At 59.5% G+C, this 25838-nt stretch carries 22 protein-coding genes; 11 read left to right on the top strand and 11 right to left on the bottom strand.

The window, feature by feature from the left end; translation table 11 throughout:
• Window positions 1-74: 74 nt before the first annotated feature.
• The gene (locus tag AC1DHT_RS20535) at window positions 75-842 is read left to right on the top strand and encodes an SDR family oxidoreductase (RefSeq protein WP_145016416.1); all 768 of its coding nucleotides are present in this window, start codon (window positions 75-77) and stop codon (window positions 840-842) included.
• 173 nt (window positions 843-1015) lie between these two features.
• Window positions 1016-1924, top strand: coding sequence for a cation diffusion facilitator family transporter (locus AC1DHT_RS20530; protein ID WP_427538245.1), 909 nt, complete (start codon window positions 1016-1018; stop codon window positions 1922-1924).
• 107 nt (window positions 1925-2031) lie between these two features.
• Here AC1DHT_RS20530 and AC1DHT_RS20525 read toward each other — a convergent pair whose 3' ends face one another.
• The 7 genes from AC1DHT_RS20525 to AC1DHT_RS20495 form a co-directional block, all read right to left on the bottom strand.
• Entirely contained in the window at window positions 2032-3165 is a 1134-nt protein-coding gene (locus AC1DHT_RS20525; RefSeq protein ID WP_427538242.1) for an AGE family epimerase/isomerase, read from the bottom strand.
• Window positions 3166-3406: 241 nt separating this feature from the next.
• Window positions 3407-3979 carry a HupE/UreJ family protein gene (locus tag AC1DHT_RS20520; protein WP_427538239.1) on the bottom strand — a complete coding sequence of 191 codons (573 nt, stop codon included), beginning with the start codon at window positions 3977-3979 and terminating at the stop codon, window positions 3407-3409.
• Window positions 3980-4017: 38 nt separating this feature from the next.
• Window positions 4018-4632: an urease accessory protein UreG gene (gene ureG / locus AC1DHT_RS20515; RefSeq protein WP_054595395.1), complete on the bottom strand. Its 615-nt coding sequence runs from the start codon at window positions 4630-4632 to the stop codon at window positions 4018-4020.
• Between the two features lie 23 nt (window positions 4633-4655).
• Window positions 4656-5330, bottom strand: a complete 675-nt coding sequence (locus AC1DHT_RS20510) for an urease accessory protein UreF (protein WP_103316275.1) — start codon at window positions 5328-5330, stop codon at window positions 4656-4658.
• Window positions 5327-5827 (bottom strand): urease accessory protein UreE, encoded by a 501-nt coding sequence (gene ureE / locus AC1DHT_RS20505; protein ID WP_427538236.1) that lies wholly within the window; start codon window positions 5825-5827, stop codon window positions 5327-5329. Before ureE ends, AC1DHT_RS20510 begins: the two co-directional genes overlap by 4 nt.
• A 215-nt stretch (window positions 5828-6042) precedes the next feature.
• Window positions 6043-6675: a TetR family transcriptional regulator gene (locus AC1DHT_RS20500; RefSeq protein WP_427538233.1), complete on the bottom strand. Its 633-nt coding sequence runs from the start codon at window positions 6673-6675 to the stop codon at window positions 6043-6045.
• A gap of 157 nt (window positions 6676-6832) precedes the next feature.
• The gene (locus tag AC1DHT_RS20495; RefSeq protein WP_427538230.1) at window positions 6833-7351 is read right to left on the bottom strand and encodes a WD40 repeat domain-containing protein; all 519 of its coding nucleotides are present in this window, start codon (window positions 7349-7351) and stop codon (window positions 6833-6835) included.
• 385 nt (window positions 7352-7736) lie between these two features.
• On the opposite strand from AC1DHT_RS20495, the gene AC1DHT_RS20490 reads away from it, so the two are divergent.
• Window positions 7737-9812: an AsmA family protein gene (locus tag AC1DHT_RS20490; protein ID WP_427538227.1), complete on the top strand. Its 2076-nt coding sequence runs from the start codon at window positions 7737-7739 to the stop codon at window positions 9810-9812.
• Window positions 9813-9870: 58 nt separating this feature from the next.
• On the opposite strand, the gene AC1DHT_RS20485 is transcribed toward AC1DHT_RS20490, so the two are convergent.
• Window positions 9871-10797, bottom strand: coding sequence for a LysR substrate-binding domain-containing protein (locus AC1DHT_RS20485; RefSeq protein ID WP_427538224.1), 927 nt, complete (start codon window positions 10795-10797; stop codon window positions 9871-9873).
• Window positions 10798-10938: 141 nt separating this feature from the next.
• Between AC1DHT_RS20485 and AC1DHT_RS20480 the strand changes: the two genes are divergently transcribed.
• Together AC1DHT_RS20480 and AC1DHT_RS20475 are read left to right on the top strand one after the other, a co-directional pair.
• The gene (locus AC1DHT_RS20480; RefSeq protein ID WP_427538221.1) at window positions 10939-11577 is read left to right on the top strand and encodes an FMN-dependent NADH-azoreductase; all 639 of its coding nucleotides are present in this window, start codon (window positions 10939-10941) and stop codon (window positions 11575-11577) included.
• A 164-nt stretch (window positions 11578-11741) separates the two neighbouring features.
• Complete coding sequence (locus AC1DHT_RS20475) at window positions 11742-12632, top strand: esterase/lipase family protein (RefSeq protein ID WP_427538218.1); 891 nt, start codon at window positions 11742-11744, stop codon at window positions 12630-12632.
• A 107-nt stretch (window positions 12633-12739) separates the two neighbouring features.
• Here AC1DHT_RS20475 and AC1DHT_RS20470 read toward each other — a convergent pair whose 3' ends face one another.
• A complete protein-coding gene (locus AC1DHT_RS20470) occupies window positions 12740-13627 on the bottom strand; it encodes a DMT family transporter (RefSeq protein WP_427538215.1) in 888 nt (295 codons plus the stop codon).
• 97 nt (window positions 13628-13724) lie between these two features.
• Between AC1DHT_RS20470 and AC1DHT_RS20465 the strand changes: the two genes are divergently transcribed.
• From AC1DHT_RS20465 to AC1DHT_RS20455, 3 genes are all read left to right on the top strand, one after another.
• Window positions 13725-14513: an AraC family transcriptional regulator gene (locus AC1DHT_RS20465; RefSeq protein WP_427538212.1), complete on the top strand. Its 789-nt coding sequence runs from the start codon at window positions 13725-13727 to the stop codon at window positions 14511-14513.
• Window positions 14514-14585: 72 nt separating this feature from the next.
• Complete coding sequence (locus AC1DHT_RS20460; protein ID WP_019693799.1) at window positions 14586-14891, top strand: PsiF family protein; 306 nt, start codon at window positions 14586-14588, stop codon at window positions 14889-14891.
• Window positions 14892-15098: 207 nt separating this feature from the next.
• A complete protein-coding gene (locus AC1DHT_RS20455; RefSeq protein WP_427529537.1) occupies window positions 15099-16112 on the top strand; it encodes an AI-2E family transporter in 1014 nt (337 codons plus the stop codon).
• 144 nt (window positions 16113-16256) lie between these two features.
• Here the strand turns inward: AC1DHT_RS20455 and AC1DHT_RS20450 are convergent, their stop codons facing one another.
• The gene (locus AC1DHT_RS20450) at window positions 16257-17531 is read right to left on the bottom strand and encodes an Hsp70 family protein (RefSeq protein WP_427538209.1); all 1275 of its coding nucleotides are present in this window, start codon (window positions 17529-17531) and stop codon (window positions 16257-16259) included.
• A 296-nt stretch (window positions 17532-17827) separates the two neighbouring features.
• On the opposite strand from AC1DHT_RS20450, the gene AC1DHT_RS20445 reads away from it, so the two are divergent.
• Together AC1DHT_RS20445 and AC1DHT_RS20440 are read left to right on the top strand one after the other, a co-directional pair.
• Window positions 17828-18775 (top strand): DnaJ C-terminal domain-containing protein, encoded by a 948-nt coding sequence (locus AC1DHT_RS20445; protein WP_427538206.1) that lies wholly within the window; start codon window positions 17828-17830, stop codon window positions 18773-18775.
• Between the two features lie 23 nt (window positions 18776-18798).
• A complete protein-coding gene (locus tag AC1DHT_RS20440; RefSeq protein ID WP_427538203.1) occupies window positions 18799-19104 on the top strand; it encodes a chaperone modulator CbpM in 306 nt (101 codons plus the stop codon).
• A gap of 16 nt (window positions 19105-19120) precedes the next feature.
• Here the strand turns inward: AC1DHT_RS20440 and AC1DHT_RS20435 are convergent, their stop codons facing one another.
• Window positions 19121-20260, bottom strand: a complete 1140-nt coding sequence (locus AC1DHT_RS20435) for a sensor histidine kinase (RefSeq protein WP_427538200.1) — start codon at window positions 20258-20260, stop codon at window positions 19121-19123.
• Between the two features lie 252 nt (window positions 20261-20512).
• On the opposite strand from AC1DHT_RS20435, the gene AC1DHT_RS20430 reads away from it, so the two are divergent.
• A complete protein-coding gene (locus AC1DHT_RS20430) occupies window positions 20513-25801 on the top strand; it encodes an NEL-type E3 ubiquitin ligase domain-containing protein (RefSeq protein ID WP_427538299.1) in 5289 nt (1762 codons plus the stop codon).
• Window positions 25802-25838: the final 37 nt, after the last annotated feature.

Below are 25838 nucleotides of genomic sequence, written 5' to 3'. Positions count from 1 at the left end.
GCTCCGGGCCGGGCATGCTGCTGGTTGAGTTTTTATTCCAACGGCTGCGTATCAGCCCAAACCAGGAGAACACGATGTCCAACACCCTGTTTATTACCGGCGCGACGTCCGGTTTTGGTGAAGCCTGTGCCCGTCGTTTTGCCGAGGCCGGCTGGAAACTGGTACTGACAGGCCGTCGTGAAGAGCGTCTGAATGCCCTGTGCGCCGAATTGTCGAAGCAGACCGAAGTCCATGGCCTGGTGCTCGACGTGCGTGACCGCAAGGCCATGGAGGAGGCGATCGCCAACCTGCCGCCGTCGTTTGCCAAGCTGCGCGGGCTGATCAATAACGCAGGCCTGGCCCTGGGTGTAGACCCAGCGCCCAAGTGCGATCTGGACGACTGGGAAACCATGGTCGACACCAACATCAAAGGCCTGATGTACAGCACTCGCCTGCTGCTGCCACGCTTGATCGCCCACGGCCGCGGTGCCGGGATCATCAACCTGGGGTCCATCGCCGGCAACTACCCGTACCCGGGCAGCCATGTGTATGGCGCGACCAAGGCCTTCGTCAAACAGTTCTCGCTGAACCTGCGTTGCGATCTGCAAGGCACTGGCGTACGGGTGAGTAACATCGAGCCGGGCCTGTGTGAAAGCGAGTTCTCGCTGGTGCGTTTTGGCGGTGACCAGGCGCGTTACGACGCCACCTACGCGGGCGCCGAGCCGATCCAGCCGCAGGACATCGCCGAGACGATTTTCTGGGTCCTCAATGCCCCGGCGCACATCAACATCAACCGTCTGGAATTGATGCCGGTGAGCCAGACCTGGGGCGGGTTTGCGATTGACCGCAGTAGCAAGGCGTAAGACCGGGTAACGGCCAATCGCGAGCGGGCTCGCTCCCACAAGGACACCGTTGAACCTGTGGGAGCGAGCCTGCTCGCGATGGCGGTAAATCGGCCAAAACATGGCATAAGGTACACTCCCTCTCGAAACCCCCACCGCAAACCGCGGTTTTCAGGGTTTCAGAAGGAGGAAATGTGAGTAACCGAGGTGAGCAGGTACTGCTCAAACAATCGACCATCCTGATGTTCGCCGTGGCGGTCGCCGCGATCGTCACGGGTTTTTTTTCTGGCTCCCAATCGATCTTGTTCGATGGGTTTTTTTCGCTGATCGCGACCTTCATCAAGGTCCTGATGCTGATCACCGCCAAGCTGATCGCCAAGGAAAGTAACCAGCGCTTTCAGTTCGGCTTCTGGCACCTCGAACCGATGGTGCTGCTGATCGAAGGCAGCTTCCTGCTGCTGATTGCGATCTACGCCTTTCTCAGCGGTATGTTCGGCATCATCCAAGGTGGCCGCGAGATCGAACTGGGTCTGGTTATTCCTTTTGCGGCGGTGCTTAGCGTCGTCTGTTTCGGCTATTTCTTCTACGTCCGTTATCGCAATCGCACGTTGAAATCCTCGCTGATCCAGTTCGACAACATCAGTTGGCTGGTGGACGCGATGCTCTCGGTCGGCTTGCTGGTGAGCTTCCTCATCGCGTTGCTGCTCAAGACGCAGGGCTATGGCCAGTGGGCCGCTTACGTTGACCCGTTGATCCTGATCCTGCTGGCCCTGAGCATGCTCGCGCCGGCGTTCAAAATCCTTGGGCCGGCGTTACGCGATGTGCTGGGAATTGTTCCTGATCAGCTGGATGAAAAGGTTCGCCAGGTGATGGACGAGGCCAAGGCCGAGCATGGTTTTGTCGAGTACATCTCGTATGTGCAAAAGCACGGGCGGGCGCGGTTCATCGAGATTCACGTGGTATTGCCGGCGGATTACCGACTTGATGGCGTGGCTACGCTGGATGAACTGCGTGAGCGGATTTCGGCGAAGCTCGGCAAGCCTGATGCAGCGCGTTGGCTGACCATCAGCTTTACCGGTGATCGCAAGTGGATTGCTGGCTGAAGACCGCGTTGTTGCCATCGTCGGATCGCCGCCCGGAGCAAGCTCGCTCCCACAGGTTCAACGGTGTCCCTGTGGGAGCGAGCCTGCTCGCGATAGCGATCTATCAGTTAGCGCAGATACTCGGTCAGGCCGCGATAACAGGTCGCCAAATGGTAAGGCGTGGTCGACGGCATGTCCTGGCGGCTGACCGTGCCATCCCTGTCCAGGCACTCGTACCAGCCACCGGCATGCAGGAAACGCTGTTGCAAGGCGTTCAATTGACGCTCAAGCAACGCCTCGCTGTCCGGGCGCAAGGTCAGGGCGCGCAGGTATTCTGCCTGGGCCCAGATGCGCTGGGTCTCATCCCGAGGTCGGCCGTCCAGTTCAAGGTCGAGCATCGCTCGCACTGCGCCCGTTTGCTGATTAACGCCCAATTGCTCGGTGAACGGGAATGCGCGGGTCAGCGAAGCGTGCAGTTTTGATCCGCGCAGCAACGCCGATGACTCCAGCAGGAAGAACCATTCGAATTGATGCCCCGGCTCAAACCAGTTATCCACAGCCCCCAGCGGCTTTTCCATCATCACCCCGTGCTGCGGGTCGATGAAGTGCTTTTGCATCGCCCCGCACAATGCATTGAGCGCGGCCTCGACCGGGGCATCGTCGCGTACTGACAGCGTGGCGAGGAATGCTTCGGCCAGATGCATCAGCGGGTTCTGCAACGGCCCGGACTTGAGCGATGACCAGTCGCGGTCGAGGCTGGCTTCGTACAGACCGTCGTCTGTGGCGAAACGCTGAGCGACCACTTCCAGCGCGGCATTGAGCACCGATTCCACCAACGGCTCGCGAACCTTGGCCCAGTAATGGGCGCAGGCAAACAGAATGAAGGCGTGGGTGTAGAGGTCTTTTCGCTGATCCAGCGGCGCGCCATGGGCATCGATGCTGTAGAACCAGCCGCCGTGCTCGGCATCGTGGAAATGCCGTTGCAGGGAGCGAAACAGCGCAGCGGCGCGCTCTTCGGCGGCCGGCACGTCACCGATCAGGCTGGCGAACAGGTACAGCTGCCGCGCGCAGGCCATGGCCCGGTAGCGTTGTGGCGGCAATGGCTGGTGTCCGGCGTCCAGCCCTTCATACGGCAGCGCCATGTCTGCGTTCCATCCGGGCCCTTGCCAGAGCGGCACGATCACGTCCTGGAAGTGCTGCTGCACAGTGGCGAACAGGGCGGTCAATTCAGGCTGGGAGGCGGAGCGGGGAGCATCGGGCATTGGCTGGCGTCGTCACGGCAGGAGTGTTTGCGCGACATGGTAGCAGGCAGGCGGGTCGTAGGCTTGCGAAAGGAGTGCAGGAGTGGGGTCCGTAGCAGCTGGCGAAGCCTGCGTTCGGCCGCGCAGCGGTCGCAATCCGGTAATCCGGATCCTCCTGAAAAACCGCGGTTGATTATTTTACGACCGCTTCGCGGCCGAACGCAGGCTTCGCCAGCTGCTACGTTTGGCCGCCTTGGTTTCGTCAGCCGGCGAGCAACCAAAACCCTGTCGCCGCCGACGCAGCACCCGCCACCCGAACCAGCGGCGCAGCGGCCTGAGGCAATACGCGCACCATTGCATAACCGGCAGCATGCAGGGCGGCAGTCGCGGCAATGAAGCCAGCGGCATATGCCCAAGGGCTGGACATCTCCGGCAACTCCAGACCATGCGCCACGCCGTGGAACAAGGCAAACAGCGCTGTCGCGCCAATCGCCAGGCTCAACGGCGGACGCACCGCCAATGCCACCGCCAGGCCCAGCGCCAGCACCGAAGCAGCAATCCCGCTTTCCAGCGCCGGCAGGTTCAAGCCTTCAAACCCGAGCAGGCCGCCAATCAGCATGACGCCGACAAAGGTACACGGCAGTGCCCAACGCGCTGCGCCCTTTTGTTGCGCGGCCCATAACCCCACAGCCAGCATCGCCAGCAAATGGTCGAGACCGCCAATCGGGTGGCTGATACCGGCCAGCAAACCGTTGTCGCCATGGCCCGGGTGGGCGAAGGCCAGTGCGGGCGTGAGCAGCAGGGCTGCGGCGGCGAAGATGCGTTTGAGTGTCATGAGTAAGCTTCCTTGTTGATAACGCCTGTGGATAAGTTTCAGGCTGCGGTCAGCAGCCCCTGGCGCTCGATGAAGGCGATGATTTCCTCAAGGCCCTGGCCGGTTTTCTGATTGCTGAAGACGAACGGCTTGCCGCCGCGCATGCGTTGGGTGTCGCTGTCCATCATCGACAGCGATGCGCCCACCAGCGGCGCCAGGTCGATCTTGTTGATCACCAGCAGGTCGGATTTACAGATCCCCGGTCCGCCCTTGCGCGGCAGTTTGTCGCCGGCCGAGACATCGATCACGTAGATCGTCAGGTCCGAGAGTTCCGGGCTGAAGGTCGCCGACAGGTTGTCGCCACCAGACTCCACCAGAATCAGATCGAGACCGGGAAAGCGTCGGTTCAGTTGATCCACTGCTTCGAGGTTGATCGATGCATCTTCGCGGATCGCCGTGTGTGGGCAGCCGCCGGTTTCCACGCCAATGATCCGCTCGGGCGCCAGCGCTTCGTTGCGCACCAGAAAGTCGGCGTCTTCGCGGGTATAGATGTCGTTGGTGACCACTGCCAGGTTGTAGCGATCACGCAACGCCAGGCACAAGGCCAAAGTCAGCGCGGTTTTGCCGGAACCGACCGGGCCGCCGATGCCGACGCGCAGAGGTTGTGTGTTCATGTGATTCTCCAAAATAACAGGCCCTAGGAACGGAACAGGCGGCTGTACTGGCGCTCATGGGCCATGCATGCCAGGGACAGGCCGAAAGCGGCGCTGCCGTAATGTTGAGGGTCAAGGCTTGAGGCGTTCTGCTGGGCCTGCTGCAGCAGCGGCAGCAGTTCGCTGGTGAGCCGTTGTGCGGCTTGCTGGCCCAGTGGCAGGGTTTTCATCAACACCGCCAATTGATTCTCCAGCCAGCTCCAGAGCCAGGCGGCGAGTGCGTCTTGCGGGCTGATCTGCCAGGCGCGTGCGGCCAGCGCCCAGCCGAGGGCCAGATGCGGTTCGCTGCGTTGTGCGAGAAAGCTGCGGGCGGCGTCATCCAGTTCCGGCAAACCGTTGAGCAGTTGCTGCAGGGAATAGCCCATTTGCCGGCTTTCCTGATGCAGCTCGCGGGTTTCCCGGCTGGCGCGGTGTTCCTCACAGCGTTGCAGCAACTGCGGCCAGTCTTCATTGGCGGCGGCAGTGCAATGGGCGAGCAGCAGCGGCGCTTCGAAACGCGCCAGGTTCAGCAGCAACTGATCGCTGATCCAGCGTTTGGCCGATTCCGGGTCGTTTACGCGGCCGTTATCCACAGCCATTTCCAGGCCTTGGGAATAGCTGTAGCCACCAATCGGCAATTGCGGGCTGGCCAGACGCAGCAGCGCCCAGGCCGGGTTCACGTGCGTACGCCGAACTGGTGCAGTTTCGGCGGATAGTTGAAGTCCTCGTCGCCGTGCCGCGAATGATGATGGCCACCGCCATAGGCGCCGTGCTCCGGCTGGAACGGTGCTTCGATGTTTGCGGTGTGCGCACCCAGCTGTTCGAGCATGGCTTTGAGCACGTAATCGTCGAGCAGGCGCAGCCAGCCATCACCGACTTGCAGGGCTACGTGGCGATTGCCCAGGTGATAGGCGGCGCGGGTCAGTTCGAACGTATTGGCGCAGGTGACGTGCAGCAGTTGTTCGGGGCGGGCACAGACGCGGACGATGCGGCCGTCTTCGGCCTCCAGGCATTCGCCGTCGTACAGCGGTGGCTGCCCGCGCTCCAAAAACAACCCGACGTCTTCACCTTCGGCACTGAAACAGCGCAGGCGACTTTTACTGCGCGCCTCGAAGTTCAGGTGCAACTCGGCGGCCCAGACGGGTTGAGGGTCGATTCTGCGATGAATCACCAGCATTGGAAGGCTTCCAGCAAAGGACAATGCTCAGGCTAGAGCAAGGGGCTTGCCAATCGGACGAGACGTAGGAAAACCCTGTCAGAGCGTAGAAGATGTTTCTGGATGTTGCGGGATTTTGAATAAGTGCGGGTGGGTTTGGTGCGCGCAGGTTTTGTGCGCACCATTTTGTAGCGCATAAAAAGAGCGCTGCCGCAGGCTGCGATCTTTTTAAATGATTACTCGGTACTGCCCAGGCCTTGCCAGTGTTTGAGACCGATAAAGATAAAGCGCAGTTGCTGAGTGATCTTCGCCTGTGGCGTCAGGTGAACGGGCAAGGCTTCGGCGGGCGGGTCGATGATGTCGGGGAGGGTAGCGAACACGCTTTTGACGATCAGGTCGGCCATGACCGACAACCCGGCAAAATCGAGGTGTTGCAGTTTGGGCATCAAGGACAGGTCGGCGGCCAGGTCCGAGCTGATGTTCTCGCGCAGTGTGCCGATGGCCAGGCGCACTGGCAGCGAGCCGCCATATTGTTCGCGCGCCAGAAACAGGAACTGCGAACGGTTGGCCGCGACCACATCAAGGAAAATTCGCACCGAGGCATCGATGATTCCGCCCATGACGAATTCATTGTGGCGCACCAGGCGAATGGTTTCGCGGAAGGTCTGGCCGACTTCGCTGACCAGTTCCAGCCCCAGCTGATCCATATCGGCAAAGTGCCGGTAGAAACCGGTCGGGACAATACCAGCGGTTTTCGCCACTTCACGCAGACTCAGGCTGCCGAATCCTCGGCCGCATTCCATCAGGTGGCGGGCAGCGTCCATCAAGGCGTTGCGGGTCTGTTGTTTCTGTTCGGCGCGGGGCAGCATCAGGCGGCTGACTTCTAATCAAGGACAGCGGCGCACTCTAGCAAATCAGCTTTGATGGCGTCGAACTTGTGTAAAGGAAGGTGGGGCGGGGAGTGCGAGTTACATAAAGTCAAAGCCCGATCCAGGAGATCGGGCTTTTTTCCGGGCCAGCATGGCCTTAGCTCAGGCTAGCGTTGCGTTCGATCACACGGTCACCACCACCTTCAGCCAGGGTCTGACCTTGTGGGGTGCGATCGGAACCGTCGGAAGCCAGGGTCTGACCTTGTGGAGTGCGATCGGATCCGTCAGAAGCCAGGGTCTGACCTTGTGGAGTGCGATCGGATCCGTCGGAAGCCAGGGTCTGACCTTGTGGAGTGCGATCGGAACCGTCGGAAGCCAGGGTCTGACCTTGTGGGGTGCGATCGGATCCGTCGGAAGCCAGGGTCTGCCCTTGTGGAGTGCGATCGGAACCATCAGAGGCAAGGATCTGGCCTTGTGGTGTCTTGTCGTAGCCGTCCTGAGTAATCAGGCCTTTTTCTTTCAGACGTTCGTTACCATTCGCACCGTCGGCAACCGTTTGGCTATAAGCCGTATGGCTGGATTTGACTTGTGGAGTTGCCTGATCGGCAGCTGGCAGAGCAAAAGCGGTGCTGGCTAACATCGAAAGGGTCAGGCTAAGCAGTAATTGGCGTTTCATGATGGGCTGCTCCTTGGGAGGGCTATAAAGTGGGTACGAAGTTAATGCTACTCTCGATAAGTCGATATAAAAGTTCATAAAGGCAATGGTAATAATCAACGGAATTGATTGTTCGGCCGAAAGCCTCTAGATCACACGTTTCCGCGGAACGCTTTTGCACCGAGGTGGGTATTTTCGACTCACTCGCGCGACGAAAAAGCGCGAGGATGGGTAACGGAAGCTGGCTGACCGGTCAGGAAAAATGGTTTTTTTATACCCGAATGGAAGGGCGTTAAACCTGTGAGCCATTTGCCAGTCGTAATTTCTATAATCCGCCGATTCTGGCCTACCGTTTCATATGTGCGTCGCAGTTCTGGCGCTGAGTCGTAATCAGGAGCCCCGTGCAATGACGCGCACTCGTAAAATTCTCGCTTGGGTTGTTGGCAGTCTCGTGCTGCTGATGGCGCTGCTGGTGGTGATCATCGCGTTCTTCGACTGGAACCGGATCAAACCGCCGCTCAACAGCAAAGTCTCCGAAGAACTGCACCGCCCCTTCGCCATCAATGGCAACCTGACGGTGACCTGGAAGCGTGAAGTTGATGAAGGCGGTTGGCGCGCCTGGGTGCCGTGGCCGCATGTGGTGGCCGAGGACTTGAGCCTGGGCAACCCGGACTGGTCGAAAAAGCCGCAAATGGCCAGCCTCAAACGCGTTGAGCTGCGGGTCTCGCCGCTGGCGCTATTGGCGCAACGGGTAGTGATTCCACGCATCGACCTCACCGAACCCAATGCCGATCTGCAGCGTCTGGCTGATGGCCGCGCCAACTGGACCTTCAAATTTGATCCGAAGGACCCGAACGCCGAACCGTCCCGCTGGGTGGTAGACATCGGAGCAATCGGCTTCGACAAGGGCCACGTCACGCTCGATGACCAGAGCCTCAACACACAGCTCGACCTGCTGATCGACCTGTTGGGCAAGCCGATTCCGTTCAGTGACATCGTCGGTGATAAAGCCGCGAAGAAAGCCCTGGAAAAGGGCTCGGCGCCGCAAGACTATGCATTCGCACTGAAGGTCAAAGGCCAGTACCACGGTCAGAAACTCGCGGGCGAAGGCAAGGTTGGCGGGCTGCTGGCATTACAGGACGCGGCCAAGCCGTTCCCGTTGCACGCGCAGGTGAAGATTGCCGACACCAGCGTCGAGTTGGCCGGCACCCTGACCGACCCGCTGAACCTCGGTGCGCTGGACCTGCGTCTGAAACTGGCCGGCACCAGCCTGAGCAATCTTTATCCCTTGACCGGTGTACCCCTGCCGGCTTCGCCGCCTTACACCACCGACGGTCACTTGATCGCCAACCTGCGCCAGGCGGACGGTGCGACGTTCCACTACGAGGCATTCAACGGCACCATCGGCAGCAGCGATATTCACGGCGACCTGACGTATGTCGCCAGCCAGCCACGGCCCAAGCTCAGTGGCGCGGTGGTCTCCAATCAACTGCTGTTCGCCGACCTCGCGCCGTTGATCGGCGCCGACTCCAATGCCAAGCAAAAGGCCCGGGGCGGCGAAAGCAAGCAGCCGGCGGACAAGGTATTGCCGGTCGAGGAGTTCCATACCGAGCGCTGGCGCGATATGGACGCGGATGTCGAATTCACCGGCAAACGCATTGTTCAAAGCGAGAAGCTGCCGTTTACCGATCTCTATACGCACCTGGTGCTCAACGATGGTCAGATCAGCCTGGAGCCGCTGCGCTTTGGCGTCGCGGGCGGCAAGCTCGATGCGCAGGTCCGTCTGAACGGCCTTGTCGTTCCGTTGGAAGGACGGGCGAAACTGACCGCGCGCGGCTTCAAGCTCAAGCAACTGTTCCCGAGCTTCGAGACGATGAAAACCAGCTTTGGGGAACTCAACGGTGACGCCGATCTCGCGGGTCACGGCAACTCGGTGGCCGCGTTGCTGGGCAGCTCCAATGGTGATCTGAAGCTGTTGATGAACGACGGTGCGATCAGTCGCCAACTGATGGAGTTGGCCGGGCTGAATGTCGGCAATTATGTGGTCGGGAAAATTTTTGGCGACCAGGACGTGAAGATCAATTGCGCGGCGGCCGACTTCGACGTCAAGAACGGTCTGGCGACCTCCCGGCTGTTTGTGTTCGACACCGAGAACGCGATCGTCTACATCGACGGCACGGCGAACATGGCCACTGAGCAGCTCGACCTGACCATCACGCCAGAGTCCAAGGGCGTGCGGGTGATCTCGTTGCGTTCGCCGCTGTATGTGCGCGGTAAGTTCATCAAGCCGGATACCGGCGTGAAGGGCGTGCCGCTGATGTTGCGGGGCGCGGGGATGGTGGCGCTGGGCGTGATTGCCGGTCCGGCGGCGGGGCTGCTGGCGCTGGTGGCGCCGAGTGGCGGTGAGCCGAATCAGTGCGTGCCGTTGTTGGCGCAAATGAAGGCGGGCAAGGCGCCGGCGACGGTCAAGCCGACCAAATAGTCGGCTGTCAGTGATCGTTCCCACGTGTGGGAACGATCATCGTAGCCAGTGGCGGCACCTACGGGCGTTCGTGTGATGGCTGCGATTTTGGCAAAAGCCCCGAAAGCTTTGCCTCTTCATCCAGCCACTGGAAAAACGCCCGCACGGGCGGATGCCGTTCGCGACCGGGCACACACAGTGCGCTGTAGCCGGCGCCATCCACCTGAACCTCAGGGCGATACCCCACCAGCAAACCACTGGCGACACTTTCCGACACCAGAATATTGCTCGCCAGCACCAGCCCCTGGCCGGCAATCGCCGCTTGCAGGGCGTAATGCTCTTCGTCGTATTCACGCGTGACGGGATGGCGACTCAGCCAGGTTTCCCCGGCTTGTGCGCACCAGGCTTCCCAGCCGTGGGCGTAGAGCCTGGAATTGTGCCAATTCACGCTGATCAGCGTCGGTGTCCGGCTGCTGCCCAGGGCGACTTGCTCGGGCGAACCGTAGACCCCGAATTGCTCATCGAACAGGCACTGGCCATAGAGGTTCGGGTAGTCGTCGAGGCTGTAGCGGATCACCAGGTCGACACTCGCGTCCTGATGCAGGTCGATGACCTCGCAGTGGGTGTCTAGCCGCAGTTTGATGTTCGGGTGGCTGGCGTAGAAGCGCCCCAGGCGCGGCACCAGCCACAGCGTGGCAAAGGCTGGCGTGGTGGAAATCATCAGCGTGCTGCCGCTGCGTTGCGGGCGCAGGGTGTCGACGCTATGCGCCACTTCGAGCAAGGCGCCATGCAGGCTGCGGAACAGCCTTTCACCGCAGTCGGTCAGTTTCACGCGGCGCGGCAAACGTTCGAACAACGGCACACCGAGCCAGTTTTCCAGCGAGCGGATTTGATGTGAGATCGCTGTCGGCGTCACTGACAGTTCATCGGCAGCCGCCTTGAAGCTCAGCAGCCGTGAGGCGGATTCGAACGCGCGCAGGGCGGTCAGGGGCAGCGAGGCAAACATCCGAAAACTCCATGGATGAAATGGATTCATCCTGACTGACTTTTACTCATTTGAAGACAGGTGGCTGTGCGCTTCAAGCTTAAAGCCAGCTGCTTCAACACAGTTTGATCTTTCAGGTTTAGTCATTTCAAGGAAATTCAGATGAGTAAGATTCTTGCAATACACGCCAGTCCTCGTGGTGACCGTTCGCACTCACGGCGGTTGGCCGAAGTGTTTCTTGCCGCGTGGCAGACCCATCATCCGCACGCGCGGTTGAGCCGTCGTGAAGTCGGTCGGGCGTTGATCCCGCCGGTCAACGAAGCGTTCATCGCCGCGGCGTTTTATCCTGAGCCCGGGTCTCGGCCGCTGTCGATGCAGGCCGACCTGGCGCTCAGCGATGAACTGGTCGGCGAGCTGTTCGACCACGATTTGCTGGTGATCTCCACGCCCATGTACAACTTCAGCGTGCCCAGCGGCCTCAAGGCCTGGATCGACCAGATCGTGCGCCTGGGCCTGACCTTCAATCACTCGCTGGACAATGGCATCGCCCAGTACGAGCCATTGGTGAAGGGGAAAAAAGCCCTGATCATCACCAGCCGTGGCGGTTTTGGTTTTGGCCCCGGTGGCGAGAATGAAGCGATGAACCACGCCGATCCGCTGCTGCGCACCGCACTGGGTTTTATCGGCATCGACGACATCACCGTGGTCGCGGCCGAAGGCGAAGAATCCGCCGAACGGACGTTTGCGGTTTCATCTGCCGAGGCTGAGCAACGCTTGTTGGCGCTGTCCAGGGTGTTTTGAAATGGCCTGGGTGTTTCTGCTGATTGCCGCCGCGTGGGCTTGAAGTAGGGGGGCTGGAATGTCATAGACTGGTCGTGAAGGTGTCATCCTCGGTGGCGATGCTCGTGAGCGACAACTTGCATCCCGCCCTGGGCCTTCTTACTCGATCACAAGGATGTCTGCCCATGTCGCAAGAGACCGCCACGCGTTATCCCTTGGTGCTGGTCCCGGGAATGCTCGGCTTTATTCGCCTGCTGTTCTACCCCTACTGGTACGGGATCATTTCGGCGCTGCGCCGGGGTGGGGCGACAGTGATCGCGGTTCAGGTTTCGCCGGTCAACTCCAACGAAGTGCGCGGTGAAGAGCTGTTGGTGCAAATCGATGAAATATTGCGCGAAACCGGCGCGGGCAAAGTCAATCTGATCGGCCACAGCCAAGGTTCGCTGACCGCCCGTTACGCGGCCGCCAAGCGCCCGGACCAGGTAGCCTCGGTGACCTCCGTAGCGGGGCCTAACCATGGCTCGGAGCTGGCGGACTACCTGCACAGACACTGTCCGCCCGACAGTGCAAAAGGCCGTGTGCTGAGCGCCTTGTTGCAGCTGGTTGCGTGGCTGATGGGGCTGCTGGAAACCGGTCATCGCAGGCACAAATGGCCGGTGGATGTGCATGCCTCGCACAATTCGCTGACCAGCGAAGGGGTTGCGTTGTTCAACCGGTGTTATCCACAGGGATTGCCCGAGACCTGGGGCGGGCATGGGCCGGAGCTGGTCAACGGCGTGCGCTATTACTCGTGGTCAGGGACCTTGCAATCGGGCAAGACCGACCGTGGCGGCAACCTGTTCGACGGCACTAACCGCAGCTGTCGCTTGTTCGCCACCACCTTCGTCCGCGAAGCGGGGCATTGCGACGGTATGGTCGGGCGCTACAGCTCGCACTTGGGCACGGTGATTGGCGATGAGTACCCGCTGGATCACTTCGACATCGTCAACCAGTCGCTGGGGCTGGTGGGCAAGGGAGCGGATCCGGTGCGGTTGTTTGTCGAGCATGCGCAGCGGTTGAAGGCGGCGGGAGTGTAAGGAGTTTGATCGGGTTATCGTTCATCGCGAGCAGGCTCGCTCCCACAGGGAATTTGTGAACGACACAGATCCAATGTGGGAGCGAGCCTGCTCGCGATGAGGTCAGATCAGGCAACGCAGGTCTTGCGGCCCAACGCCAAGGTCCAACGCTCCGAAAGAATCACCCCACCCAACGTCAGCACTCCACCCACCAAGTGATACAGCGCCAGTTGCTCATGCAGCACCACCGCCGCAATCAATGCGGTAATCAATGGCAGCAAGTTGAAGAACAGCGTGGTTCGGCTTGGCCCCAGACGCACCACCGCTTGCATCCACGCCAGTGGCGCGAGCATCGAGGCCAGCAGGCAGGCATAAAGCACCAGTGGAATGTTCTGCAAAGTCGGGCCGACTTTGGGCGAGGCCATGAACAGTGGAAACAACACCACCACTGCCACCAGCACCTGCAAATACAACAGCACCAGCGGCGGCAAACGCAGCTGCCATTTTTTCAGCAAGGTGCTGTAGACCGCATAGGCCAGGGTCGCGATCAGCATCATCGCATCGCCCAGGTTGACCCCGTGTTCCAGTAGCGCACCCAGGCTGCCGGACGAAACCACCACCAGCACGCCGGCAAACGACAGCACCGCACCGGCCAGCGCGCCGGCGGTCAGTCGTTGGCCGAGGCTGATAATGGCCATGGCCAGCGACATTAACGGCATAAGCGACAGGATGATGCCCATGTTGGTGGCCGAGGTCAGCGTTGCGGCGAAGTAGGCCAGGCTTTGATAGACCGCCATACCAAGCACGCCGAGGACGAAGACCTTGCCCAGGTTCGGGCGAATCACCGCCCAATGACGCATCACCGGTCTGAGCATGAATGGCGTGAACAGCATTCCGGCGAGCAGCCAGCGATAAAAACCGATCTCGGCGGGAAAGATCGCGCCGACTGCCAGTTTGTTGATCACGGTATTGCCGGCCCAGATGAAAATGGCCAGCAGGGGATAAGCGTATTGCATGGGAAAAACCAGAACGTTAATGACGGGGGTGATTATCCCCTGTCTGGATGCGCGTCTATACTTCGATCCAGACAACCTGCCCCTGATGACAGACAGCATGAACAGTAAACACATCGATCTGCTGGATTTCAGCGAACTGCCGGCCCCCGTGTACTTCCGCTATGCCGACTTTGATGCTCACCGCTTTGCCTCGGCTCACCGCCATCCATGGGGCACGCTGGAGTATTCGGCCCACGGCGTATTGCACATGGAAATCGGCGGCAGCCGCTTCATGTCGCCGCCGCAATACGCGGTGTGGGTGCCGCCGCAGACCGAGCACAGTTTCTACAGCAACCAGCCGATCAATTACCGCGCGGTGTGCCTCTCGCCGCCACTGTGTCGCGACCTGCCGCAACAGGCCTGCACGCTGGCGATCAGTGACATTCTCAAGGCGATCCTCAAGGACTTCGCTGCCCGCGACGTCAAGATCCCCGAGCGCCCGGCAGACAAGCGCCTGGCCGAGGTGTTGGTCGATCAGCTTCAACAAGCGCCAGTGCATAACTGTTATTTGCCTTACGCCAGCAGCGTCGGATTGCTCGGTGTGCTCGAAACCTTGCAGGCATCACCGGGCGACAATCGGCCACTGGCGCAGTGGGCCGAGCAAATCCACGTCAGCGAACGAACCCTGGCCCGGCAGTTTGTCCGCGAACTGGGCATGAGCTTCGGTGAGTGGCGCCAACGCCTGCGTTTCCTCGCTTCGATCGAAGCACTGGACAACTCGCGCAGCATTCAGGAGATCGCCTTCGATATGGGCTACAGCACGTCGTCGGCGTTTATCGCGATGTTTCAGCGCCAGGCCGGTTGCACGCCGGAGCAGTATCGACGGACCACGCTGGATAGTAGGTGAAGGTGTAACGGGCTTTGTCTACACTCCCCCTCGAGGCCGTGCCCATCGGCGCGGTAACAAGGAGAAAACTCCATGAAGATGCTGCGTATCCCTTTGTTGATGATCGGTCTGCTGCTCTGCTCCCAGGGCTTTGCCGCCACGGCTCAGCAGAACAAAATGGCCACCTGTAACGCCGACGCCACCGCGAAAGCCCTCAAGGGTGATGAGCGCAAAGCCTTTATGAGTACCTGCCTGAAAGCCGCACCGGCGGCAGAAGCAGCCAAGCCGATGACCCCTCAACAAGAGAAGATGAAAACCTGCAACGCCACCGCTACCGCGCAGGCGCTTAAAGGTGATGCGCGCAAAACCTTCATGAGCGATTGCCTGAAGAAAAAATAATCCGTTTGAGTAAAACACGGTCGAGTGTGGGAGCGAGCCTGCTCGCGATTCAGGCTACTCGGTATGACTGACGACCGCGGTGATGCCATCGCGAGCAGGCTCGCTCCCACAGGAGAATTCCTGTTCCATCGGGAGTGTGTTTGCTCGCTTCAATGTCKGAAGGCTGGCAGACTGCCAATCCTTTAACGCCGTTTGTTTTGAGGCTGTATGCCAACGTTTTCTCAGCGTCACATGTTGCTGTTGGTCAGTTGGGTGATCATTTTTGGTGGGCTACTGCTGGTGATACCGCTGCGACTGTTGCCCAGTCTGCTGGCCGGGTTACTGGTGTTCGAACTGGTCAACATGCTCACCCCGCAGTTGCAACGACTGATCGAAGGGCGGCGCGCACGCTGGCTGGCCGTGGCCTTGCTTGGCACGCTGGTGGTCAGTGTACTGGCGCTGATTTTTGCCGGTGCTATCAGTTTTCTGCTGCATGAAGCGGAAAACCCCGGGGCTTCCCTGGACAAATTCATGCTGGTGGTCGACAAGGCGCGGGGCCAGTTACCGCCATTCATCGACGCTTACCTGCCCGCCAGCGCCGCTGAATTTCGCGTGGCCATCGGCGAGTGGCTGAGCAAACACCTGAGCGACCTGCAACTGGTCGGCAAAGACGCCGCGCACATGTTCGTCACGTTGCTGATCGGCATGGTGCTGGGGGCGATCATCGCCTTGCAGCGCATCCCTGACCTGACCCAGCGCAAACCCCTGGCGGCGGCACTGTTCGATCGTTTGCACCTGCTGGTTCAAGCGTTTCGCAATATCGTCTTTGCGCAGATCAAGATTTCCCTGCTCAACACCTTCTTTACCGGGATCTTCCTGGCGGTGATCCTGCCGCTGTTCGGGATCAAGCTGCCGTTGACCAAGACCCTGATCGTGCTGACCTTCCTGCTGGGCTTGCTGCCGGTGATCGGCAACCTGATGTCCAACACGCTGATCACCATCGTCGGCTTGTCGTTGTCGATCTGGGTTGCGGTGGCGGCGCTGGGCTACCTGATCTTTATCCACAAGTTGGAATACTTCCTCAACGCACGGATTGTCGGTGGGCAGATCAGTGCCAAGTCCTGGGAGTTGTTGCTGGCAATGCTGGTGTTCGAAGCCGCATTCGGCCTGCCGGGGGTGGTGGCGGGGCCGATTTATTACGCGTACCTGAAGAGCGAGTTGAAGCTGATCGGGATGGTTTGATCTGGCATTTGTAGTGCCTGGACTGACCTCATCGCGAGCAGGCTCGCTCCCACATTTGCTCACCTGTGTTCACAAATAGTGTGTGCACAGGAGATCCAGTGTGGGAGCGAGCCTGCTCGCGATGGGCGCGCCACAGGGGTTGTGTCAGGCCAAGGTGCCGTAACGCTTCATCGCCTCGATCGCCAGGCCGCTGCCGATGCTGCCGAAGATGTTCCCTTCAACATGCTGCGCGTTCGGCAGCATCGCCGACACGCTGTTACGCAGCGCCGGAATCCCGCTCGAACCACCCGTGAAGAACACTGTATCCACCTGGTCGACACGCACATTGGCGTCGTTGAGCAATTGGCTCACGCTGTTGCGCACCCGCTCCAGCAGGTTGTCGATGGCCGACTCGAACAACGCCCGGCTCAGTTCGACGCTCAAGCCCGGTTCGATCCGGTCCAGCGGCACGTGGCGACTGTCGGCATGGGTCAGCTGGATCTTGGTTTCTTCCACTTCCATTGCCAGCCAGTGCCCGGCGCGCTGGTCGATCAGCTTGAACAGGCGATCGATACCGCCGGTGTCTTCGATGTCGTAACGCATGCTGCCCAACGCCAGGGTCGACTTCTGCGAGTACACCGAGTTGATGGTGTGCCAGGTCGCCAGGTTCATGTGGTGGCTGGTGGGCATGTAGGCGCCACTTTTCATCCGGCTGCCGTAGCCGAACAGCGGCATCAGGCCTTGCAGGCTGAGTTGCTTGTCGAAATCGGTCCCGCCGATGTGCACGCCGCCGGTGGCGAGGATGTCGTCGTGACGGTTGTCATGGCCGCGTCGCTCAGGGGACAGGCGCACGAGGGAGAAGTCCGAGGTACCCCCGCCGATGTCGACGATCAGCACCAGCTCTTCCTTTTCGATGGTCGACTCATAGTCGAACGCTGCGGCAATCGGTTCGTACTGGAACGAGACGTCCTTGAAACCGATGGCGCGGGCTACGTCCACCAGGGTGTTTTCGGCTTCCTGGTCGGCCATTTCATCGTCATCGACGAAAAATACCGGACGCCCCAGCACCACTTCTTCGAATTCTCGACCGGCGGCGGTCTCGGCACGCTTCTTCAATTGGCCGATGAACAGCCCGAGCAGGTCCTTGAACGGCATTGCCGTGCCCAGGACGCTGGTGTCGTGCTTGATCAGCTTGGAGCCCAGCAGGCTTTTGAGCGAGCGCATCAAGCGGCCTTCGTAGCCTTCCAGGTACTCGTGCAGCGCCAGCCGGCCGTACACCGGGCGGCGTTCTTCCATGTTGAAGAAGACCACCGACGGCAGGGTGATTTTCTCGTCCTCCAGCGCGATCAGCGTTTCCATGCCAGGGCGCAGCCAGCCGACAGTGGAGTTGGACGTGCCAAAGTCGATACCACAGGCACGGGCCGGAGATGCGTTTTTCATGTCTTTCAGGTTCCGGTTAAAAAACGGCCGCGCAGTGTATGTCAGAGCGGCGCAGAATCGAAGGCCGACTATCCGCTAAATTCAAGGTCACCGCTCACTTGAAAGACTATCCTTGTTCCCCAAACATACGGACATGGCGTGGCAGCCACTCGGTGATCAAGTGATCCGCTCGAGCTGCCGATAAACTTCTGATGCGCTGTCCGATCATATACTTGAGATCGGTCAAGCCTGTGGCAGCCAATCAGTGCATGCTGTGCCTGGCTGCGCGATATCGATAACGGATGGTGATTCCCTCGATGGACTTCAAAGACTATTACAAGATTCTCGGTGTGGAGCCGACTGCTGACGATAAGGCGATCAAGGCCGCCTATCGCAAGCTGGCGCGCAAATACCACCCCGACGTCAGCAAGGAAAAGGACGCCGAGGCCAAGTTCAAGGATGTCTCGGAAGCCTATGAAGCGCTGAAAAGCGCCGACAAGCGCGCCGAATACGACGACCTGCGCAAATACGGCCAGCATGGCCAACCGTTCCAGGGCCCGCCGGGTTGGCAGGGGCGTGGTGCGGGTGGTTTTGGTGGCGGTCAGGACAGTGGTGACTTTTCGGACTTCTTCAGTTCGATTTTCGGCAACCGTGGTGGTGGCTTTGGTGGTGGACAGTCAGGCCGCAGTGCCGGTCGTCGAGGGCAAGACGTGGAAATGGAATTACCGGTTTTTCTGGAAGAAACCCTGTCGACCGAATCGAAGAAGGTCAGCTTCCAGGTGCCGCAGTACAACGCGGCCGGCCAGCATGTCAGCAATACCAGCAAAAGCCTGAACGTGAAGATTCCGGCGGGTGTCACCGATGGTGAGCGCATTCGGCTCAAGGGCCAGGGGGCACCGGGTGTCGGTGGCGGCGCCAATGGCGACCTGTACCTGACTATTCGTTTTGCGCCGCACCCGAAATACGATGTTGAAGGTGAAAACCTGATCATCACCCTGCCGCTGGCCCCGTGGGAGCTGGCGCTGGGTGCGGAAGTCGCGGTGCCGACCCTCACCGGCAAGATTAACCTGAAAGTTCCAGCCGGTAGCCAGAACGGCCAGCGCATGCGCGCCAAAGGCCACGGCTTGCTGAACAAGGCTGGCCATCGCGGTTACCTGTTCGTGCAACTCAAGGCGGTGATGCCTAAACACACTGACGATGACGTCAAGGCGCTGTGGCAAGAGCTGGCGAAGAAAGCCGCTTTTAATCCGCGGGAGCATTTTTGATCCAAGAGAAGGAGTAGCCAATCATGAGCAACCCCCTGATCGTTCAACTGGACATGGCAGAATTCTGTGAGGCGACCGATTTACCGGACGTCTACGTGATCGAAATCGTCGAACACGGCATCCTCGAACCTCAGGGCGCGCAGCCTAAGGATTGGCGTTTCAACGACTATGAACTGGCGGTCGCCAGGCGTGCCGCCAAGTTGCACCGAGACCTTGAGCTGGAATGGGAAGGCGTCGCCCTGGCGCTCGACCTGCTCGAAGAAGTGCAGCAACTGCGCACCGAAAACCGGATGCTCAGGCAGCGGCTGGGGCGGTTGCTGGTCGAATAGCAGACTAAACCTGCGTCTAGGAAACCACCCGCGACACCCTTGGTAATACCACGCTGAACGTCGTGCCCTCGGCCTCGCTGGAGCTGACTTCGATCGTGCCCTGGTGGGCGTCGACCACTTGTTTGACGATGAACAAGCCGAGCCCAAGGCTGGTGGAAGGGCCGGCGAGTTCTTCGCTGGCGCTGCGTACCAGTGGGTCGAAAATCGTCGGCAGTGCCTCGGCGGAAATCGGCTCGCCATGGTTGTGCATGGCCAGCGTCACCTGATCTTTTTCTCCGATGATGCTCAGGGTTACCGGACGGTGATCGGCACCGTGTTGCAAGGCATTACCGATGAGGTTTTGCAGCAGTTGGCCGAGGCGCGTGCGGTCCCAGATGCCATGGGTGTCGCCCTCGACAATCAGTTGCGAGTTACAGCCGGGCTGACCGGCGCCGGCTTCGTCCAGCGCAGCTTTTGCGGTGGCGGCCAGGTCCATCGGTGCCGGTTCGATCGGCAGGCTGCTGCCCAGTCGGCTGCGTACCAGCTCCAGCAAGTCGCTGACCATCGCAGCCATGTGCCGGGCACTGGTCTTGATGCTTGTCACATAGGTCTGGGCGTCGGTGTCCAGTTTGGCCTTGCGTAGCAGCATCTCGGTGGACATGTTCACCGCCTGCAAGGGGGTGCGCAGATCATGGCCCAGAATGGCCAGGAAGATGTCCCTTGAACGATTGACCTGCTCGGCGTAGGCCGCAGTGGACTCGGCCAGGGCTTCGTCGATGGCTTCGTTGAAACGGATCATGTCCTGCAAATACGCCACGTCCGGCGACTCCAGGCTGTTGACCCACAGGCGAATCACGCTGGCCCGCAAATGCCGGAACTCAGAGGTCATCTGCACCAGATCAAACCCCACGTTATGCCGAAGCTCGCCATGGCTGGCGGCTGCCTTCTCCAGGCCCGGGGTTTTTTCCGGGCCTTCGCCCCTGGCCTTGGCCGCTTGTTCGCGGGCGGTCTGGGCGGTCTTCATGTCGCGGGAAGCGGCCAACAGGATCGATGTGGCGTGGTCGCGCAGGAGCGTCCGGTCCATGGAGTCAGGGTCGGGGGCTATGGTTCGGGCGAACTGCTCCCATTCGTCGACGATGCGGTCGACGTGAGTCACGATGAATTCGGATAGACGCATGGTCGAAGGCTCCACGCAGTAAGCGCTGGACTGTCTCGCATTCTAGCGCCTTTAAGATCGGGTCAAAACTACCGTTGACGAGCAGGATCAGCCACGGTGGTTGTCAGGGTGGTATTTAATTGTTTTTCAGGTTCTGAAGTTGAATGTTGTTGGGCGTTTATTCTGGTTTTACAGCAGTTATTTAATCTTTTGTTATCGGGTGTATTGAATAAGCTGGTGGTTCTTATACGCGCACAGGGACAGTTGCGAAAAATGAATGAATTATCAAAAGTGCCGCTCCCGGATGCTTCCCCGGTGGCGGTTGGCGACAACGAAAACAAGTACCTCGATTATTTAGTGGGGAACATTCCAGCGCTGCTGAAAAATGCACCGGTTTCAAGGCTTGCATCGATCACTGATCTGAAACCCGCCTTTCCCGAGTGGTACAGCAATGCACGTGGTATCGACCGCCAATACCTGAAAGAGCTCATTAATGAACACTGGGGTTTGCGGGACACGCTGGACAAAACACTGGGGGATTTGCAAAAGGATATTAAAGGGTTCGCTGAACCGTTGCTCGTTCAGGCGTTGAAGGAACAGTTGAATCTGGAACTGGATGTCAAGGCGACGTCACTGCGGCTTTATGTTCCCGCCAAACTGGGGTTTGGTGCCGTCGATACGAATGCCAGTCGACTCAGACACTCCACACTGCTGGAAGCCGCCCTGCATAACTTCGAAGAACCTGAAACCCTGGCGGGGGCATTTCGCGAGGGTTCTGGCGTCTTTACGACGGACGCCGAAGGCGCTCCCTTGCGCCATGAACTGACCGTCGAGAAGTTTGCAGCCCTGTGTCGGACACTGGACATCGGAGCGCAGTATCAACGACACATCACGGCTTTGCTGAGGCCTGTAGATGTCGAGGCCAGGGCAATACTTGAGTTACAGTCCATTGCCAGTGAAAAAGCAGCTTTCAACGAATCGGCGCTCATAGCCTATTTGAAGAAGGACATCACTTCCGATGTCTATGGGAAGTTGCAACAAGTGCGCGATGACAAGACGGACATACGGTTGGGTAATCGTCCCTTGCACTGTCATCGACTGTCACTCATGGGGTTCAAGCTGACCGGTATTGTGCTGTTCAGTGCCGTGGCTGATCCGTCGACCATCAAAACAACCTTTGACAGCCTGGTTCCAGAACATCGGCGAACGATGATGGAGTGGTCGCGTAGGCTGATGCTTCTACCGGGGCAGGAGTTTGAGCAGTTCAAGGTGCTCAAGGCGTTTTTTGCCAACGGTCCCAGCGCTATGGTCGAGGAAGTGTTTCGCCGCGACGATATCCATGAACAAAGTCGTCTGGAGGGAAGGCTGATCGCTTATGTTCCCGACGACCCCGATCATCCGCTCAAGGAATATGCCTCGTTCACCGACTTCATGAAGACGCTGACGAGCCAATTGCGCACCTCGGACTATCAACAGTTTTTCAGTCGGTTCGTGGCGCACAAAGACCAGGGCAGATTCTTCAGCCGAGTCCGGGAGCGGTTCACGACCTTTACCTGGACGCAGCGCGAGCCGTTGGACATGGGGCCGTGGTGGCGAGAGAACGCGGTCGAGAACCCCGACGCGGAGCCCATTACCAATGTCATTTCAGGCGATCTCTGGCCGCAGCTTAGTCGGTGGCGGGTGGACAAAGCGATTGCCGATGCGCGACAGATCGCCGTGCCGACCGACGATGAAGACAGTGCCACCCGCTGGAATCGGCTGACCAGCTACCTGAATATCGGCTGGAACGTGTTCAACTTTGGTGCCATGTTGGTCCCGGGCCTTGGGGAGGCGGTTCTGGCTGCGATGGTCGGGCAGATGCTGTTCGAAACCATGGAAGGGATTGAAGAGTGGAGCAAAGGGGACAAGGAAGACGCCGCTGCCCATCTCACCGGCGTCATGATCAATTTCGCCCAGTTGGCAATCATGGCTGCCGGGCATGTGTTGCCGGGCGGTACGCCTGCGCCAGTCAAACCATCGTCTTTTATCAACCAGCTGAAACAGGTTGAGCTCCCTGACGGCAAGATCCGCCTCTGGAATGCGGACCTGAAGTCCTACGAGTACGACATGACGTTGCCACAAGGGGCAAAGCCAAGCGAGCAGGGCCTGTATCGGCACAACGAAAAAGACATCCTGAAGCACGAGAACAGGTATTTCGTCGTCAGTGAGGATCCACACACTGGCCAGCCACGCCTGCGGCACCCGAACAGGCCGGGAGCTTATCAGCCAAAACTTGCGCACAACGGTGCCGGGGCCTGGAAAACCGAGCTGGACCGCCCCGTTGAGTGGGACAAAACCACACTCATGCGCCGCATGGGGCCGGCGGTCGAGGGTTTCTCTGATGCCACGCTGGAGCAAATTCGTATTGCCAGCGGTGTGGAGGAAGACGTCCTGCGCAGACTGCATGTCGTGAGCGAACCGCCACCAGCGCTGCTGACCGACACGATCGAACGCTTCAAGGCGTGGGCTGATGTGCGCAAGCTGCCCGAGCAGATTCTGGCCAGTGAAGTCCCGCAAGCGTTCGTTGAGCAGGTGCCTCGTTTACTGGCAGAGCTGCCAAGATGGCCCGAGCAGAAAGGCATCGAGGTTTTTGAAGGGGCCGAGCGTCGGGGGCCTTCGATCAAGTATGGCAATGTCGATGCGTCGCCGGCCACCACGCTGAAGATAACCCACGCCGAGGTCCGCGCCGGGAAACTTCCGGAGCTCGCCGTGAAGTTCGTTGATGAGAGCGACATCCATGCGATGCTCGGGCAGGGTATATCCACTGACGAGCTCATCCGCATCGAAGCGTTGAAAAGCAGGCTTGCCGTGCACGCCGACAAGCAGCGCGCAGTTCTGTTCGATACGCTTATCCGTCGGCAGCAACAGACAAGCAACCCTCAAGTGCTGGTGCTTCAGGACGCCTTTGACGAACTCCCCACTTCGGTGGCCGGGGAGTTGCTGGCCAGTCTCGACGCCGAAGAGCTGCTCAAAATCACGGAGCCATCGCGCATACCCTTGCAACTCAGGGAGCGCGTGCGCATGACCTTGCAGGCGTTGCGAACAGCACGCGCCTATGAAGGGCTGTTCCTCGATTTTGCAGACACTGTGGATACTGAACGGCTGGCGCTGCATTCATTGCAGACGTTGCCGAATTGGCCCGAGAACGTTCGGATCGAAATCCGTGAATACTCATTCGACGGGCCGTTGCGCGACAGTGTCGGCTCGGCAGATGCCGCCATACGCAAAGTCCTGGTCAACGAGGATGGCCAATACCAGGCACGCGATGCCGAAGATAATCATCTGCATGGGGCCGACAACCTTTACGCTTCCGTATTGCATGCCTTGCCTGACGCTGAACGAAACGCGCTGGGGTATGAGATCAATCAAGGTGCGCAGTTGAGACAGGCCATTCAAACAGCGCCGTTGCCACGCGACACCCTCAACCCCCTTCTGGCGGATAACCCGATCCGCAAACCGGTCTATGACCCGGCCACGATGAAACTGCGTGGTGGCATGCAAGGCATCACTCAAGGTGTCCGCCAGGTAACCGGAAGGCTGACGCCGCAAGAACGGGTCCGGATCGTTCGCCCCGGCTGGACAGAGGCCGAGGCCCAGGTCTATCTGGAGGGCGGCGGCAGTGAAAGTAGCGTGGAAGAGCGGGCGAGCGCGCTTGAAGCAGAATTCAACCGGCTGAACGCCAATTTTCAACGCTGGTTGAAGTCGCCTACCGAGGCCTTCGGATTCAGCGCTGCCGGCATCGCCGAATGGCAGTCCAGAAACGCTTTGTACAAAGCGATCAGGGAAGCCTGGCAGCGAATCGGCCAGCGGGATGTGGATCCATACGGGAATCTGCATGGTGTGGTACTCAACCTTGAAGATGTCCCGCTGGGGCGGCACCTGGGGACAATGCCGACCCTGGAAGGCAACTTCAATCATGTCACCCGACTCAACTTGAACCGAACCGAGTTGATCGATGCACAGGTTTCTTTTCTCGACCACTTCCCGCGGCTTCGGTCGTTGAACCTCGATAACAACCCACTGACACGGCTTCCTCACGTCATCGGGCGTATGCGAGGGCTGATGGAGTTGACCCTGCGCGGGAATCGAATCGTGCTGGATGGGCAATCGGTGGCCGACCTCGGAAACCTTACCCGGCTTCAGACCCTGGACTTGCAGGGGAACCCTTTGGGGCGAGTTCCTGATATCGGCCATATGCGCAATCTGCATTCGTTGTACCTGGCGGATACCGGCATTCGCACCTGGCCCGACGGCCTGTTTTCCCAGCCGCGGTTCCGGCATTTTTACCTGGATATGCGGCACAACGAAATCACCTACATTCCTGCGGTTGCGCCAGGCTCCGTCCAGGCGGAGCTGATGGCTCGCACGCTCTTGAGCCGTGAGCCCCAGTGGTTGCCGGAATTCAATCTCCAGACACTCAGGCATTACATCCGGTCCGTCGGTATGGACCCTGATCGTCCCTATCCGCCTCGCGGCGTGCGCGACAGTCTTGACTGGGAAGAGGGCATGACGCGACCTGAATGGGTCGCCCGGCAGCCCATCTGGAATGCTGTCGAAGACGAGTTCGACTCGGTGCCGTTTTTCAACCAGATCAGGAAACTCACCGAGTCCGCGCACTTCCAGAACGATCCGGCATTCAGGGTGGACATGACGAGCAAGCTCTGGCGAATGCTGGAGGCCATGTCCAAAGACAGCGAACTGCGCAAGAATCTTTTTGTCCTGGCGAAAGAGACCACCCATTGCGTCGATGCCGGCGCGCAGCTGTTCAATGCGATGGGCGTTGAAGTGCTGATTCATGAGGCCTATGAGCTTGCCAACCCGAGTCTGGTAGAGGCCGAACTGCTGCAACTGGCCAGGGGCAAATCGCGGCTCGATGAGTTGAGCCGGATCGCCCATAAGCACATTGCCGAGCGACTGGAGAACAATGAGACATTCAGGGTTTTCGATCCGGAAACTGGCCAGTACACGGGATCCATTGATGAGGTCGAGACCCATCTGGCCTACATGACGGACCTGGCCGGTCGACTGGATCTACCCTGGCAGTCACGTGACCTGCAGTTTCGAACGCACTCCGGTGTCACTCCCCAGATGATCGAAAGTGCCTATCGGCGTGTGCTCAGTCTGGAGGAGGGGGATCTACTGCGCGATTCGATCATCGAGCAGCCATTCTGGGAGTCTTATGTCCAGGGTTCCAATCGGAGTGCTTTCAAAGCCTTCAGGCGACGAATCGATGCGACCACAGAGTTCTACACGGCGCTGGAGAGAAGGGCGACTGAACCCACCCTGTCACTTGAGGAGAAAGCCCGGCTGAAGGAGGACATTCGGGTGCTCGCCGCAGAGTTGGGCAAACAGGAAAGCGAGTTCGCTCCGGGGCGGATCATGACTGAAGAGGAGTATGCCGCCGAGCTGAGTCTGATAGACGCCGAGATGAAGGCGTTGCTCAAGACATTGACTCAGCAGGCAATGGATCGGGCAAAACTGCAACGGGTTGAAATTCCCTTCACTGTCGAACCACCAAACTGATCACGGCACAGGCTGTCATCCCGGCACGAAGACTGAC

The organism is Pseudomonas sp. 05N432, assembly GCF_056396945.1.
This window is presented reverse-complemented; position numbering and strand designations above follow the sequence as displayed.

Coding starts and splice junctions, on each gene's coding strand:
- AC1DHT_RS20430 (WP_427538299.1), top strand. CDS start 20,513: ATGAATGAATTATCAAAAGTGCCGCTCCCGGATGCTTCCCCGGTGGCG.
- AC1DHT_RS20455 (WP_427529537.1), top strand. CDS start 15,099: ATGCCAACGTTTTCTCAGCGTCACATGTTGCTGTTGGTCAGTTGGGTG.
- AC1DHT_RS20470 (WP_427538215.1), bottom strand. CDS start 13,627: ATGCAATACGCTTATCCCCTGCTGGCCATTTTCATCTGGGCCGGCAAT.
- AC1DHT_RS20480 (WP_427538221.1), top strand. CDS start 10,939: ATGAGTAAGATTCTTGCAATACACGCCAGTCCTCGTGGTGACCGTTCG.
- AC1DHT_RS20485 (WP_427538224.1), bottom strand. CDS start 10,797: ATGTTTGCCTCGCTGCCCCTGACCGCCCTGCGCGCGTTCGAATCCGCC.
- AC1DHT_RS20495 (WP_427538230.1), bottom strand. CDS start 7,351: ATGAAACGCCAATTACTGCTTAGCCTGACCCTTTCGATGTTAGCCAGC.
- AC1DHT_RS20445 (WP_427538206.1), top strand. CDS start 17,828: ATGGACTTCAAAGACTATTACAAGATTCTCGGTGTGGAGCCGACTGCT.
- AC1DHT_RS20475 (WP_427538218.1), top strand. CDS start 11,742: ATGTCGCAAGAGACCGCCACGCGTTATCCCTTGGTGCTGGTCCCGGGA.
- AC1DHT_RS20500 (WP_427538233.1), bottom strand. CDS start 6,675: ATGCTGCCCCGCGCCGAACAGAAACAACAGACCCGCAACGCCTTGATG.
- AC1DHT_RS20450 (WP_427538209.1), bottom strand. CDS start 17,531: ATGAAAAACGCATCTCCGGCCCGTGCCTGTGGTATCGACTTTGGCACG.
- AC1DHT_RS20535 (WP_145016416.1), top strand. CDS start 75: ATGTCCAACACCCTGTTTATTACCGGCGCGACGTCCGGTTTTGGTGAA.
- AC1DHT_RS20490 (WP_427538227.1), top strand. CDS start 7,737: ATGACGCGCACTCGTAAAATTCTCGCTTGGGTTGTTGGCAGTCTCGTG.
- AC1DHT_RS20460 (WP_019693799.1), top strand. CDS start 14,586: ATGAAGATGCTGCGTATCCCTTTGTTGATGATCGGTCTGCTGCTCTGC.
- AC1DHT_RS20440 (WP_427538203.1), top strand. CDS start 18,799: ATGAGCAACCCCCTGATCGTTCAACTGGACATGGCAGAATTCTGTGAG.
- AC1DHT_RS20525 (WP_427538242.1), bottom strand. CDS start 3,165: ATGCCCGATGCTCCCCGCTCCGCCTCCCAGCCTGAATTGACCGCCCTG.
- AC1DHT_RS20435 (WP_427538200.1), bottom strand. CDS start 20,260: ATGCGTCTATCCGAATTCATCGTGACTCACGTCGACCGCATCGTCGAC.
- ureG (WP_054595395.1), bottom strand. CDS start 4,632: ATGAACACACAACCTCTGCGCGTCGGCATCGGCGGCCCGGTCGGTTCC.
- AC1DHT_RS20520 (WP_427538239.1), bottom strand. CDS start 3,979: ATGACACTCAAACGCATCTTCGCCGCCGCAGCCCTGCTGCTCACGCCC.
- ureE (WP_427538236.1), bottom strand. CDS start 5,827: ATGCTGGTGATTCATCGCAGAATCGACCCTCAACCCGTCTGGGCCGCC.
- AC1DHT_RS20465 (WP_427538212.1), top strand. CDS start 13,725: ATGAACAGTAAACACATCGATCTGCTGGATTTCAGCGAACTGCCGGCC.